Origin of the sequence: Acidihalobacter yilgarnensis, assembly GCF_001753245.1 — a bacterium.
Lineage (GTDB): Bacteria > Pseudomonadota > Gammaproteobacteria > DSM-5130 > Acidihalobacteraceae > Acidihalobacter > Acidihalobacter yilgarnensis.
In genome coordinates, this window is record NZ_CP017415.1 from 1802566 (window position 1) to 1817091 (window position 14526).

Sequence of the window (14526 nt, forward strand, 5' to 3'; positions counted from 1 at the left end):
CACCAATCCATGCCCGATCTGTTCGACAGTGCACCAGACGATCATCGGCCCCTAGCTGACCGCATGCGGCCGGATGGTCTGGAATCGTTTATTGGCCAACGGCACTTGCTGACGCCGGGCAAACCGTTATGGCGGGCGATAGCCGAGGGAAGATTGCATTCGATGGTCCTTTGGGGGCCGCCGGGGACCGGAAAAACCACCCTGGCAAGATTGCTCGCCAGGGAAGGTGGCGCCCAGTTTCTAAGCCTTTCCGCCGTCTTATCCGGGGTCAAGGATATCCGAGAAGCCGTGGCCCAGGCGCGTGCAGTACGTGAAGCTGCGCAGCGCGCGACTGTGTTATTCGTCGATGAGGTCCACCGCTTCAACAAGGCGCAACAGGATGCCTTTTTGCCTCACGTCGAGGATGGTACGGTGTTTTTCGTGGGGGCAACCACCGAAAATCCTTCCTTCGAGCTGAATAACGCACTGCTGTCGCGTGTGCGCACCTACGTGCTCAAGGCACTTGAGGCCGATGACATCCACGATGTACTCAGTCAAGCACTGTCCGATGAGCAGCGTGGACTCGGTGGGCATGGGCTGTCAGCCTCTGAGCAGGCATTGTCGTTGCTTGTGGCTGCGGCAGACGGCGATGCGCGGCGCGCGCTGAACCTGCTTGAATTGGCTGCTGATCTAGCCAGCGCAGAGGCGCAGGGCGGCCGAATTGATGAAACCATCGTGCGTGAGGCCGCCAGCCAGTCGCTACGTCGCTTCGACAAGGGAGGCGAGTATTTTTACGACCAGATCTCAGCTCTGCACAAATCGGTAAGAGGGTCGAATCCAGACGGTGCCTTGTACTGGTTCTGCCGAATGATCGATGGTGGCTGCGACCCTTTGTACATCGCGCGACGGCTGGTACGCATGGCCAGTGAAGATATTGGCAACGCAGATCCGCGTGCATTGGAAATGACCCTCAGCGCCTGGGACACCTACGAACGCCTCGGCACACCGGAAGGCGAACTCGCCCTCGCTCATGCGGTGATTTACCTTGCCGCCGTGCCCAAGAGCAATGCCGTCTACATGGCTTACAAGGCGGCCATGGCCTCTGTGCGTGGACACGGCACGCTGGAGGTCCCATTACATCTGCGTAACGCGCCCACCGGGTTAATGCGTTCGTTGGACTATGGCAAAGACTATCGTTATGCACATGACGAAGCGGGTGCCTATGCCGCTGGCGAACGTTATTTTCCCGATGGCATGCCCGAGGAACGCTATTACGAGCCCAGCGACCGCGGTCTTGAGTCGCGTATCAAGGCACGGCTCGATGAGCTGCGCACACGTGACCATGCCGCACGTAGCAAGCAGGGGGGGTAACGGCGAGGAATCGCCCGTTGATACTCAAGTCACGTACAGCTACTGCAAGTGTTGCTTGTCGTTCACGGCATCCAGTCCGAGGTGTGCAGGGGTAAGCGCCGCTGCACCGCGCACACGAGAGGGCAGGGTGACGGTGCCGCCTGCCATAGGCTCCCGTTCACCAATCCGCGTCCACAGGGCGTCCAGCGCGGCATAGGCGTAGGCCAGCATCGGCAGATAACGTGCGGCCAGCGCCGGCCAACCGAGTAGGGCGTCGAAGTGCTGCACATGCGGGATCCGCCAGAGCACCGGCTGGCGCCCCTGGGTGCGTAGCCAGTCGACATACGGGAGGCTACTGAACGCGACAGGAACCAATCCATCGTCATCGCCATGCACCAGCCAGAGAGGTAGGTCTTCGTGTGGCAAGGAGACGGCTGCTGCCTCAATACCTGTGCGCAGTACGCGTGACGGGGCATCCTCGTCGGTAGATTCGGTAGACAAGGCATATAGGCAAAGCAGCGACTTGATGAGAGGCCGTCCAGCCGCCAAGCTCGCGGGGACCACACCCAAACTGGGGGGATGCCTGGCGCGTCAGCCCACCAGGTGCTGCGCAATAAGGCGCCGGCCGGACGCAACTGACCCTGGGTATCCGGAACCCGTGCCAGAAAGCCTTCCTCACACGGCAATTCACCCATCGGGCGACACAGATATGAGCCTGCATAGACCGCGCCCGCCGCACGCCATATCTCCGTATCGCCGGTCAGCAGCGCCGCCTGTAGCGCCGCCGTGGACCAGCCCATAGTGTGCAGGCGTGACAAAGCCTCCTCCGCGTATTCGGCCGACCTGTTCGTACTCAGTACACCGGCCTCGGCGAGGCCTTCTCCCCATGCGACATGATCCGGCATCGCGTCAGCGTGGCGTGCCTGAGCGATGCCGAGCAGCGACGGCGCAGCGAGGGCGCTGCCGATCAGTAACGCGACTTCACTGGTGTAGTCGTAAAAGGCACGCCCCCGATTCGGCGTGAGGACGTTGGGCGAGATGGCTACCGCGCCATCCAGCTGGTTTGCCGTATCTCGCCCAGCTGCCTGCAAAATCGCCGCGCCGCCGTTGGACAGGCCTGTGGCGATAATACGGGTATTTTCGGGCGAAAACGGTGCAGCGTCGGGATAGGCGCGGTCGAGCATCGCCAATCCAAAATTCAGTGCCTGCAGCACATGATCACCCCAACTCGCCTCGGGGTTATCTCCAGAGTGCGCGTGCTTGATGCCTATGCCGCCTTCAGGGTCGGCGATGAGCGGTTCGAATTCCAGTACGTCTTCGCCTGCTGCGGCGCGGGTACCGTCCAGCCGGACACCGCTCCCGCTATGCGCGTCGAAATACCCGCTGCCGGCGCCCTTGTCGGTATAGACCACCGCACAACCACGTGGCAAACCCCAGGCACCAGCCAAGGCGATGCCACCGTAAATGCCGCGTGAGCCGGGTGAAGCGGTCACGATCAGGCAGCGTATCCTTCGGTCGAAATCGTCTGGAGCCTGCAGTAGAACGCGATGCGAGGTCTGTGCGCCCGGGAGTCGTGCGAAGGCATGATATTCGCGGCCTGGGATGCGTGGGGCCTGTCCATATATTTCGCCAAAGCCCCCAGTGGGTTCGAGGTCCGCGATCGCGCGCCAACTGGCATGGATGGCACGCCGACGCAGTTCCGTGGGCGTAGGTGTTGTCGCGTCCGTGAAGGCCGGTTTGCGTGGGTCGCGCAGTCCGGCAAGACCCAGACCCGCCGTCAGTAGGTCGTCGTCGTGTCGATGCGGGGATTCCCGGATGACGTCCGGTATCGGGTAATCGCTCATCCAGCCCTCTTTATCGACGTTAGGTTCAATTATCGCATCAATAAAACAATGGGTTACAAGTGTCTATTGAAGTCGAAGTAAAGGTACTTAACGACTATTGCCCACGGGCCATATCTCGAAAAGAATGCCAAGCAGAGGTTGATCGACGTAGTTGAGCACGCGACTCCGCGTACGGCGGTGTTCAATGATATGTACGGCCGTGAGGCTGCCGCCAGGCGTGGGTTGAGCGGATGGGTTGTCGATTACGGCGGTATCCTCGATCTGCCGCGTTTGTCCGCTGGACCCGATCAGTGGCTGGCTCGGTATGTTCAGGATCAAATTCGTATATACATGCAAGTAGCGGCTAAGCACGACCTTGATGGTGCCGGACAGGCGATATAGGTGTTGAGGTGACGGTATTTCCACCGATTGCCCGCCCTGAATAACATATCGCGGCGCGGTCAATGCGGGATACAAGGGTGCGTAATCACGGCCAGCAGTGATCGCAACGGGAATGGCTTGCTTGATGGACAACCCCGGCTGCTCCCAGGCCACGTGCGCAAGTACGGTATATCGTCCGCTGGCCTGCAACCGTTTTGCTGCGTCGTCCAACGCATAATCACTGGCCGGCAACGCGACGAAGCCTGAGGCCTGCTGGCCGTTAAACACGTCGACGGCCTGATCCATGTCGGGTGCAGGCAGATTTTGCGGCCATTGCTCCTGGGTGAAGTTATCGGGATCGTTGATCGCGAAAAGAATCATTTCGACGCGGTAACGATTTTGCGCCGGGACGGTCGCGGCCCAGGCCGTAGCCGACGCTAAGGTGGCGCAAGTCACAAGGCCAAAGGCGAACAAACGATGCAGGGCGGATGTCTTCATGGAAGCTCCGGATTAATGTCGCGTAACAGGTGCGCCAAGACGCTCGACGAGCGCATCGATCGCATCGATCCTTTCCGCCACGCCGGGCAGGGGTTGACTCGCGCGTAGCTTGAATTGGCCATCCAACCGATAGCGCTGCGGATCGGATTGCAGCAACGCGATCAGACGCGCGGGGTCGATCACGGTCTGTTCTGAGAATATGATGCGCAAACCCTGGGGGCCAGCCTCCAGCTTGCGTACCCCAAGGGTCGCCAGACTGAGCTTGAGGCGGGTCATTTCAAACAGGTTCTTGGCCGCATCCGGCAGCAAGCCGAAGCGGTCGATCAATTCGACCTGCAGTTCGCGCAGTTCATCCTGACTGTGCGCGCTGGCGATACGTTTGTACAGAATCAAACGGGTATGCACATCGCTGACGTAATCGTCAGGCAAAAGGGCCGGGGCGGCAAGATCGACCTCTGCGCCATGATCGAGCGGTCGTTCCAATTCTGGCAGCTTCCCGGCTTTGAGCGCAGCAACCGCACGTTCAAGCAGCTCGTTGTAGAGGCTGAATCCGATTTCCTGAATCTGACCGCTCTGATCTTCACCGAGCAGTTCACCGGCGCCGCGTATCTCAAGGTCGTGCGTAGCCAGACTGAAACCCACGCCGAGTTCGCCGAGCGATTCGACTGCTTCCAGGCGTTTAACCGCATCCGGGGTCATCGCCTTGGGCGGCGGCGTGATGAGATAGGCATAGGCACGGTGGTGCGAGCGTCCCACGCGACCGCGCAGCTGATGCAACTGGGCCAAACCCAAACGGTCAGCACGATCGATGACGATGGTGTTGGCGTTGGGGACGTCAATGCCGCTCTCGATGATGGTGGTGCAGACTAGAACATCATAGCGCCTGTGATAGAAGTCGAGCATGACCTGCTCGAGGTCACGTTCGCGCATCTGGCCGTGCGCCACGCCGATGCGCGCATTCGGTAATAAGCCGCGCAATCTAGTTACCGCGCGCTCGATGCTTTTGACCTCGTTATGCAAGAAATAGAGCTGTCCGCCACGGCTCAGCTCGCGCGCGCAGGCTTCGCTGATCAGAGAATCGCTCCATTCGTGCACGAAGGTCTTGATGGTATGCCGACGAGGCGGCGGTGTCGCGATAATCGAAAGATCTCGCAGACCGGCCAGAGACATATTGAGCGTGCGGGGTATCGGCGTGGCCGTGAGGGTCAGGAGATCCACCTCGGCACGTAGCTGCTTGAGACGTTCCTTGTGGCGTACGCCGAAGCGATGTTCCTCGTCGATGATCGCCAAGCCCAGGCGTTTGAAATGAATATCCGACCCCAATAGCTTGTGTGTACCGATGACGATGTCCACGGTACCCTCGCTGAGCGCATCGAGGACGGTGTCCTGCTCCTTTTTACTGCGAAAACGGGAGAGCGATTCGATCCGGAACGGCCATTCCGCAAAGCGATCGCGGAAGTTCGTCAGGTGTTGCTCGGCCAACAAGGTGGTCGGTACGAGAATGGCCACCTGATAACCGTTGTGAGCAACAGCGAAGGCCGCGCGCATCGCCACCTCAGTCTTACCGAAGCCGACATCACCACAAACCACGCGGTCCATCGGATGCGGTGCCGCCAAATCGGTCAAAACGGCCTCGATAGCGGTTTGCTGATCGGGTGTTTCTTCGAAGGGGAAGGCCCCCGCAAAGGCTGCGTATTCCTCGCCATCAAGGATGAACGACTGCCCTTGGCGCGCGGCGCGACGTGCGTTGATTTCGAGCAGTTCGGCTGCCGCATCTGAGGCCTTCTCTGCGGCGCGTCTACGCAGGCGCTGCCACTGGTCGCCGCCCAGTTTATGCAGCGGCGCCTCCTCGGGGCTGGCCCCGGTGTAGCGGCTGATCAGATGCAAAGAGACGACGGGTACGTACAGACGATCTCCCCCGGCATATTCAAGCACCAGGAATTCGGCCTCGATGTCGCCGACATTCAATCGACTCAATCCTTGATAGCGCCCCACGCCGTGTTCCTCGTGGACCACTGGCGCGCCCGGATTGAGGTCCGTGAGATTGCGTATGACGGCATCGGCGTCGCGTGTTTGCCGGCGGGTTCGCCGATGCTGCTGCGCACGCTGGCCGAACAGCGATTGTTCATCGATCAATACCAATCCGCGGCCGGGCAACACAACGCCAGCCTCAAGTGGTGCGACGCACAGGCCCAATGGTTCGGATCCCTCGACGAAGTCATCCCAGCGATCAACAATTTTGGGCCTCAGGCCATGTCCGCGCAGCAGATCGGCGAGCGCCTCACGGCGTCCGGCGGATTCGGCGGTGAAGAGCACCCGCCCCGGGGTCTCGTGCAGGAAGCGCCGCAGGGCAGCCGCGGGCTCGGCAGCGCGTGCCTCCAGGCGTAGTGGCGGTAATGGGGCGGTATCGGCCTGCTCGGCGTTCCCGTCCGATTCGGGGCGAGAGGCCCGCAGTAGGGCAAGACAAGGATACTGAGACACCGCAGTACGCAAGCGCTCGATATCCAGATATAGCTCGCCAGGCTCCAGCAAAGGGCGCTCGATGTCATGGCGCCGTTGCTCATGTCGTTCGACGATGAGTGCAAACTGCCGTTCGGCCGCCTGCCAGACATCGCCGGCCAGCATGACGAGCGTGCGCTCGGCGAGATAATCGAATAGCGTCGCTGTCTGCTCGAAAAAAAGAGGCAGGTAGTACTCGATCCCGCCAGGCGGATTGCCCTGACTCACCCCACGGTAAACCGCACTGCTTTGCGGGTCGCCCTCGAAGCGTTCGCGATAACGCCTGCGAAAGGTCTTGATGCCTTCGTCGTTGAGCGGGAACTCGTGCCCAGGCATGAGTTCGATGTGTTCGACGATCTCGCCGGAACGTTGGTTTTCGGGATCGAAGTCGCGAATACTTTCAATTTCATCATCGAACAGGTCGAGACGATACGGGTGCGGGCTGCCCATCGGGAAGAGATCGAGAATCTCGCCGCGTACCGCAAACTCGCCGTGCGCCATCACCTGATTGACCGCGCGGTATCCTCCAGCCTCCAGGTCGAGTCGGAAGGTATCGACATCGAGCCGCTGACCGACCGCAAAGTTCAGACTATGCCCTCTGATGTAGTCCTGTGGCGCCAGCCGCTGCATCAAGGTTTGAATCGGTACTACCAGCACGCCCCGAGTTAGGCCAGGCAGGCGATTGAGGACCGCCAAGCGCTGCGAGACGATATCGTCATGCGGTGAGAAGACGTCGTAGGGTAGGGTTTCCCAGTCCTCTAGATGCAGTACGTCGATGGATTGCGGCAGGAAAAAACGCAGCGTTTGTTCGAGGTGCCAGGCGGCCTGAGTATCCGATGCGATGAGCATGGCCGGGCCATCATGCGCTGCTGCAGCTGCCGCGGCGGCCATCGCCAGGGAAGCCCCCTGGAGATTGTGCATGGTTGCGAGCTCGCCCTTGGCGGCGGGCGTTGGCGGTCTTAGCGGATCGGCAAAACCGGAAACAGTGAGGTGACGGGCGATAGGGGAATCAGGCATGGGTTACGCGCGGTGGAGGATACAATAGCGCGGCATTCTCCCATAGCTCGCCGCGATCTGCAGCGGCAGATCGCGGCGACGGACTTCTGATGTCAGGTTTTCTTGTTCAGCGGGCAGGTACGTATGCCCAGTACCGTATAGAGGCCGCACCAGCCGACGAGGCCCGTGGCAAGCGGTATGACACCTAACCAACCCCAAGGTGTATGCAGGCCGACGAATACTTGCGAGATAAGCAGGAGACCAATGAGTATGCGTAAACCGCGGTCGAGTTTGCCGACGTTCGGATTCATGGCGAACTTCCTCAGTGAGGGGAAGGGGAGGCCGCGCCGCGCAGCACATCTGCGGGCCTACAGAAGATAGCCCATGATACACCCGCTTGGCGGTGTCGAAGCGGATTAACCGGCAGAGAGCGTTCCAGCCGGTAGCTGCATGGTGACGCAATGCAGGCTGCCGTATTGCTGGATCAACGGCACGCAATCAATACCCACGATCTCGCGCCCCGGAAAGGCCTCTGCAAGCGTTGACAAGGCATGCGCGTCGGCAATCGGGTCGGCATAGGTCGGTACCAATACAGTACCGTTGATAATCAGAAAATTGGCATAGGTTGCCGGCAGTCTTTGGCCCGTCTCGTCGAAGTGCGCGCGCGGCAACGGCAGAGGCAACAGCCGGTAAGGTTTACCGTTGCGCTGCTTCAGTGCGCGCAGTTCCTTGGCCATGGCCGTGAGCCCGGCGTAATGCTCGTCGGCAGGATCGTCGCAGCTCGCATAGGCGATCGTGCCCGCATCGCAGAAGCGGGCCAGGGTATCGACATGGCCGTCGGTATCGTCGCCAGCCAGTTCGCCGTGGCTCAGCCAGAGGATTCTGGATACGCCCAGCCAAGCGCACAGCCGTGCTTCGATCTCGGCTTCATCAAGACCGGCGTTGCGGGTTGACGTGAGTAGGCAGTGACGTGTGGTCAGGAGTCCGCCCTCGCCATCGCTATCGATGGCGCCGCCTTCGAGAATAAAATCAATTGGCGTCACGTCCGTCGCAAAGCAGGCGGCCTCGGCCAAGTGCCGATTGATGGCGTTGTCGAGCGCATGAGGGTGCTTGCCGCCCCAACCGTTGAACGAGAAGTCGAGTAGCAATGGCTGCGCGCCATCGGTAACGCCGATGGGGCCATGATCGCGAGCCCAGGTATCGTTGCTCGGTGCAAGGACGTAGCGCGCATTCCCGACGCCGCATGCCCGAAGCTTGTCGTCGATGGTTTCGCGGTGAATGGCGTCGCGACAGACGATCAGTACCTCCTCATGGCGCGAGATCGCCTGTGCCAATTCGAGGTAGACGCGTTCGACCGCGGCCAGTTGCGGTGCCCAGGCAGTGGCCTCGTGTGGCCAAGTGAGCATAACAGCGTCCTGCGGCGCCCATTCGGCAGGGAGCCGCCGCATCGAGTTTTCGGACATGATTATTTCAGCTATGGAAGGTGGTGGTCGGTCGAAAAATCAGGGGGCAAGATGGACACCCGGATGCACGACGGTATGAATGACGTAGCGATCTTCGAAGTAAACGGTGTATTTCGGGTAGACCCAGCGCGTGATCGGCGGGGTATCGATTGGCACCAAGCGTTGTGTCGGCTGGCCAAAGCGCTTGAGCACCTGCTGCATGGTCATACCTCGGTGCGGTTGCATCGGCAGGCGCGCGGCCTCGGGATGCCCGTTGGGCATGATCAGCACCTCTGCCATGACCGGCGAGGCGAGACCGCCGGCCAGGATCAGGCTCAGCGCTAGCAGCGTGCGTGACACCATGACGTACTCCAGCGTGATCGGATGAGGCCGACTATAGCATCGGCCCCAGTCAGCGAGAAGATCACCCGTTCCACTGTCATGGGCGGGTGTGGTTTAATCCCGCCATGTTTCATCCCCTCGAACTCTTCATCGGGCTGCGCTATACCCGCGCCAAGCGCCGAAACCATTTCATTTCCTTCATCACCTTGATTTCCATGCTCGGCATCGCCCTAGGTGTAACCGCGCTGATCACGGTGTTGTCGGTGATGAACGGTTTCGAACGCGAGTTGCAGCAGCGCATACTCGGTATGGCCTCAGACGTGACCGTCACTGAATTCGGGGGCGGATTGCACAACTGGCAACCCCTGGAGAAACGCCTTGCCGGGGCCGCCGGCGTCACCGGCGTTGCGCCTTATGTTCAGGGCGAAGCGATGATCACGGCCGGCCGTGCGGTCAGCGGAGTGCTCATGCAGGGCGTATTGCCCGCGCAACAGGGTGCGGTATCAGACGTCGGCAGACACATGGTTTCGGGACAGCTGACGGCGCTCAAGCCGGGTGAGTTTGGCATCGTCCTCGGACGCGATCTCGCCACCTATCTTGGTGTGGGCCCTGGCGACCATGTGACCGTGATCACACCGGATACCACGGTAACCCCGGCGGGAATTCTGCCGCGTTTTCGGCGATTTACCGTCGTCGGCGTCTTTTCAGTGGGCATGTATCAATACGATCGCAGCATGGCATTTGTCGACATGCAGGACGCTTCACGGCTATTCCGCCTTGATGACGGCATCACCGGCATCCGCCTCAAGCTCAAAAACGTGATGTCGGCGCCGCAGGTTGCGGCTTCGCTGAGCCGAGAACTCGGTTCCAAGTACTGGGTCAGCGACTGGACACAGGAAAACGCCAACTTTTTCCATGCCGTCAAGACCGAGAAAACGGTAATGTTCGTGATTCTGTTCCTGATCGTGGCGGTAGGCGTGTTCAACATCGTCTCCACCCTAGTGATGGTGGTCACGGACAAGCAATCCGATATTGCCATTCTGCGCACGCTGGGTTTGCCACCCGGCCGGGTGATGCGCATTTTCATGATTCAAGGCACGATTATCGGCTTCATCGGCGTACTGATCGGCATTCTCGGCGGAGTCCTGCTGTCGCTGAACGTGGAAACCATCGTCCCTGCGATCGAAAAACTCTTCCACGTCCAGTTCCTGTCTCCGCAGGTGTATTACATCAGCCAATTGCCCTCGCATCTGGAATGGCGCGACGTACTACATATTGGCGTCATCGCCTTCGTGCTCTCGATTCTAGCCACCATTTACCCCGCTTGGCGCGCGGCGCGCACTCAGCCCGCCGAAGCCTTGCGCTATGACTGACGGATGCCGTTCAAGGTGTTGAATTCTCTCCAATCGGGCGAGCCGGTTCTGCAATGCCGACAATTAAAAAAAACGTTCCGCGAAAATGGCCTGCTGGTCGAGGTGCTGCGTGGCATCGATCTGACGGTCATGCCTGGCGAGAAGGTTGCCATTGTCGGCAGTTCGGGTAGCGGCAAGAGTACGCTGCTGCATCTGCTGGGCGGTCTGGAGACGCCGAGCGAGGGCGAGGTCAATGTTTGCGGACAAGACATGGGGCGTCTGCCTGATACGCAGCGTGGCCGACTGCGCAATGAGGCACTGGGTTTCGTCTATCAATTTCACCACCTGTTGCCGGAATTCACCGCGCTTGAAAACGTGGCGATGCCGCTGATGATCCGCGGTGCACATCCGGCACAGGCTTCTCAACGTGCCCGCATGCTGCTGGAACGCGTCGGCCTGCTGGGTCGTCTCAAACACAAACCATCCGAACTCTCCGGCGGCGAGCGCCAGCGCGTGGCCATCGCACGCGCAGTGATCACGGAGCCGCGTGCGGTACTGGCCGACGAGCCAACGGGAAATCTCGATCGCAAAAACGCAGATCAGATCTACCAGCTCCTGCTCCGCCTCAATCAGGAACTGGAAACCGCCTTGATCATCGTCACCCACGACGCCTTGCTGACCCGTCGCATGGATCGGGTATTGCGCCTGGATGACGGCATGCTGATCGGCAGTAATTGAAGGCAACGGAAGGTCGGCCGGTGCTCGACCCGCAAAACTAGGGATTCAGTGCGAGGCATCGTCCTGGTGGTGGCGTCGCAGTCGCTGTTGCCAGCGGCGTATCACATATAGCCTCCAGAACAGACGAATACCGAAATACCCGGCTAGGGCAAGACTGCTGCCGACCACGAAGCTCCCGAGCAGCAATGGTTGCCAGATGTGGCTAAACTCATTCTGGAACCAAGCGGCCGACAGATGAAAATTAGTTGGGTGATGTGCCGGCACGCCGAGTAACCAGTTGCCGACGAGATAAGCGAAATAAAACATCGGGGGGATGGTGAGCGGATTGGTCAACCAGACCAGCGCCACAGAAATCGCGAGATTCACGCGAAAGGCCACGGCCAGCAGGGCGGCACCCACCATCTGGGCGGGGAAGGGGACGAAGGCCATGAACAGGCCGACCGCAAATGCGCCAGCCACCGAGCGGCGGTTCATATGCCACAGGCTTGGGTCGTGCAGCCATCGACCAAGAAACCGCAAGGCCTTGTGCTCCTGGACGGCATGGCGGTTGGGGAATAAGCGTTGGATGATTCGTTTGGCCATGGTGCGCGATCTGGCTGAACCTGCCCGGCATGAAATTCAAACGATTATGCCTCGTTTCCTGGGGCCTCGCCTGCACATTTATATGACAATGATTGGTGTCCGTGAGGCCAGGAGCAGCGCGTGATGGCGACCGGCTCACTGGCCTTTCTCCTGGGCATTCTTTGCCTTGGCCTGCTGCCGAGCCTGCCTTCGGTCACGATCTTCACGCTCATCACAGTACCTTTACTGCTCGTGGCCTGGGTCTTGCGCCGGCATTGTCCGTGCGCGCTACTGTTCTGGTTCGTGTTTGGTTTTGGTTGGGCTCTGCTACGGGCCGACTGGGCGCTCGCCCAAACCTGGCCTGCGCAGGACATGCACCGCGATGCCGTGTTAACCGGCGTCGTTATCGGCGTACCTGAGCGTCGAGACGTATCGACACGCTTCGAACTAGCGGTCGAATCGATCAGCCTGAATGGCCACCCCGTTGCGCATGCGCCGCATCATGTCCGCCTCAGCTGGTATGGCCACCGCCCCGATCTACGGCCCGGTGAGCGCTGGCGTCTGACCGTGCGCCTGAAGCCAGCACATGGCTATCTTAATCCAGGCGGCTTTGACTACGAAGGCTGGCTTTTCTCCCGAGGCATCCGGGCCACCGGATATGTCCGTCACGGCCGAATGGCGCTTCGCCTTGGTGAGAGACTCGGGCCTTTCGAGCGGATCGATCGATGGCGACAGTCCCTCGACCGCGATTTGCGTGCGGCGCTTCCCAACGACCCCAATGCAGGCGTGATCTCCGCGTTGGTCCTGGGATTGCGAGGCGGGATACCCGAAGATCGCTGGCGCGTGCTGTTGGAGACGGGGACGAATCATCTGATCGCGATTTCGGGACTGCATATTGGCTTGATCGCCGGCTTGATTTTCGCCGTGATGCGCCGGCTTTGGTCTGCGATACCGCCGTTTGCACTGCGGTTGAGTGCGCCGCAGGCGGCTGCGGCGCTGGCCCTGGCTGCAGCCGGCGGATATGCCTTGATGGCAGGGCTTTCGATTCCCACGCAGCGCGCGTTGATCATGCTCGCCGTTGCCTTGGGTGGCGTCATGCTCAAGCGCCGATTGCGCCCCGCTCATACGCTCGCCTTGGCACTGATGGTCGTGCTGCTGCTCGATCCGTTCGCCGTCTACAACGCCGGATTTTGGCTTTCGTTCACTGCGGTCGCCTTCATTTTATATGCATTGATCGGTCGGGAGCGCCCAGCGCGCGCTGCGGCCTGGATAAACTGGTTGCGAGTGCAGTGGGCGCTCGGCCTGGGTTTGCTGCCACTCAGCATCGCCTTGTTCCAACGCACGGCCCTGATTGCGCCCCTTGCAAACCTGATTGCCGTGCCCTGGGTCGGTCTGCTGGTCGTGCCCTTGGCCTTGAGCGGCACGCTTGTCCTGAGTCTGTGGCCAGCAGGCGGTGCCTTCATCCTGCATCTGACCGCCAAGTTACTTGCCATCCTGTGGCCGATACTCGACTGGCTGTCGACATTGCCCGGCGCGCATGCGCGACTGGGTCTTGCCTCCCCCTGGATATTGCCTGTCGCACTGGCCGGCGCGTTGGTCGTGCTTGCACCCCGAGCTTGGCCGGCACGGTGGGTAGGGTTGCTGCTCGTAGCGCCACTGTTCGTCCCCAGTGGCGATCCACCAAAACAGGGTGACTGGCGACTGACCGTACTGGATGTGGGGCAGGGCCTTGCCGTTACCGTGCAGACCGCACGACACGTGCTTGTGTTTGATGCGGGGCCTCGCTACGGTCCGAATTTCGATGCCGGCGAGGCAGTGCTCGTACCCTATCTGCGCACGCTCGGCATCTCGCATGTCGATCGTCTGGTCATTTCTCATCCAGATATGGATCATCGCGGAGGAGTGACGTCTTTGCTGGCGGCCTTGCCGGTATCCGAACGTATCGACGCCAAAGGTGCGCATGCTTGCCGTGCCGGTCAGACTTGGCACTGGGATGGCATCGATTTCAGGTTCTTGCATCCAGGACAAGGCCCGTCTAGAGGAGGGCGCAATGATCGCAGTTGCGTACTCCGAATAGACGGAGCCGGCGGCAGCGCGATCCTGATCGCCGATATTGAAAAAGGAGGCGAGCGGCGCCTGGTCAAACGCTGGCCAGAAGGCTTGCGCGCGGATCTCATGCTGGTACCACATCATGGCAGTCTGTCTTCGTCCAGCCCGCGGCTCATTGATGCGATCAAGCCGCGTATTGCCCTCATCAGTAGCGGATTCGGCAATCGCTATGGCTTCCCGCGCGAGGCCGTGGTGGAGCGCTACCGCGCACGTGGCATCGCCCTATATGACACGGCGCGATCCGGTGCCATACGGGTGGATTTCAAGCGTGAGGACAGCGCTATCCAGGTCGATCGCTTTCGCCGAAACCATGCACGTTTCTGGCAATATCAGCCCGCCAATCGAATATCCGATTTCTCCGCTCGTCTCTCGAGCGAGATAGGAGATTGAACCAATCGACAAGAGTATGATCAATAATACTAACGATAACGATTAGCATCTACAGAATGAGGGCGC

The 14526-nt window shown here is 60.4% G+C and carries 11 protein-coding genes and 1 pseudogene; 4 read left to right on the forward strand and 8 right to left on the reverse strand.

Going from position 1 to position 14526, the window contains the following annotated elements; all coding sequences use genetic code 11:
* The first annotated feature begins 9 nt into the window (after positions 1 to 9).
* On the forward strand, positions 10 to 1350 hold the full coding sequence (locus tag BI364_RS08585; protein ID WP_070078385.1) for a replication-associated recombination protein A: 1341 nt from the start codon (positions 10 to 12) through the stop codon (positions 1348 to 1350).
* Between the two features lie 39 nt (positions 1351 to 1389).
* Here BI364_RS08585 and BI364_RS19160 read toward each other — a convergent pair whose 3' ends face one another.
* From BI364_RS19160 to BI364_RS08615, 7 genes and pseudogenes are all read right to left on the reverse strand, one after another.
* Positions 1390 to 1893: a 3-hydroxybutyrate oligomer hydrolase family protein gene (locus BI364_RS19160; RefSeq protein ID WP_407639353.1), complete on the reverse strand. Its 504-nt coding sequence runs from the start codon at positions 1891 to 1893 to the stop codon at positions 1390 to 1392.
* A 20-nt stretch (positions 1894 to 1913) separates the two neighbouring features.
* A pseudogene (locus BI364_RS08590) lies at positions 1914 to 3173 on the reverse strand (3-hydroxybutyrate oligomer hydrolase family protein); the annotation flags it as partial.
* A gap of 87 nt (positions 3174 to 3260) precedes the next feature.
* Positions 3261 to 4031 carry a CsiV family protein gene (locus tag BI364_RS08595; RefSeq protein ID WP_070078386.1) on the reverse strand — a complete coding sequence of 257 codons (771 nt, stop codon included), beginning with the start codon at positions 4029 to 4031 and terminating at the stop codon, positions 3261 to 3263.
* 12 nt (positions 4032 to 4043) lie between these two features.
* Complete coding sequence (gene mfd, locus BI364_RS08600) at positions 4044 to 7547, reverse strand: transcription-repair coupling factor (protein ID WP_070078387.1); 3504 nt, start codon at positions 7545 to 7547, stop codon at positions 4044 to 4046.
* A 92-nt stretch (positions 7548 to 7639) separates the two neighbouring features.
* Entirely contained in the window at positions 7640 to 7837 is a 198-nt protein-coding gene (locus BI364_RS08605; protein ID WP_070078388.1) for a YgaP family membrane protein, read from the reverse strand.
* Between the two features lie 105 nt (positions 7838 to 7942).
* Entirely contained in the window at positions 7943 to 8989 is a 1047-nt protein-coding gene (locus BI364_RS08610; RefSeq protein WP_070078389.1) for an agmatine deiminase family protein, read from the reverse strand.
* Between the two features lie 39 nt (positions 8990 to 9028).
* Entirely contained in the window at positions 9029 to 9331 is a 303-nt protein-coding gene (locus tag BI364_RS08615) for a hypothetical protein (protein WP_070078390.1), read from the reverse strand.
* 104 nt (positions 9332 to 9435) lie between these two features.
* Here BI364_RS08615 and BI364_RS08620 point away from each other — a divergent pair, with 104 nt between their 5' ends.
* Complete coding sequence (locus BI364_RS08620) at positions 9436 to 10683, forward strand: lipoprotein-releasing ABC transporter permease subunit (protein ID WP_070078391.1); 1248 nt, start codon at positions 9436 to 9438, stop codon at positions 10681 to 10683.
* An 18-nt stretch (positions 10684 to 10701) separates the two neighbouring features.
* Entirely contained in the window at positions 10702 to 11400 is a 699-nt protein-coding gene (gene lolD / locus BI364_RS08625; protein WP_070079980.1) for a lipoprotein-releasing ABC transporter ATP-binding protein LolD, read from the forward strand.
* 45 nt (positions 11401 to 11445) lie between these two features.
* Here lolD and BI364_RS08630 read toward each other — a convergent pair whose 3' ends face one another.
* Entirely contained in the window at positions 11446 to 11982 is a 537-nt protein-coding gene (locus BI364_RS08630) for a DUF2062 domain-containing protein (RefSeq protein WP_070078392.1), read from the reverse strand.
* A gap of 123 nt (positions 11983 to 12105) precedes the next feature.
* Between BI364_RS08630 and BI364_RS08635 the strand changes: the two genes are divergently transcribed.
* Positions 12106 to 14460, forward strand: coding sequence for a DNA internalization-related competence protein ComEC/Rec2 (locus tag BI364_RS08635; RefSeq protein ID WP_070078393.1), 2355 nt, complete (start codon positions 12106 to 12108; stop codon positions 14458 to 14460).
* The last annotated feature ends 66 nt before the right edge of the window (positions 14461 to 14526 follow it).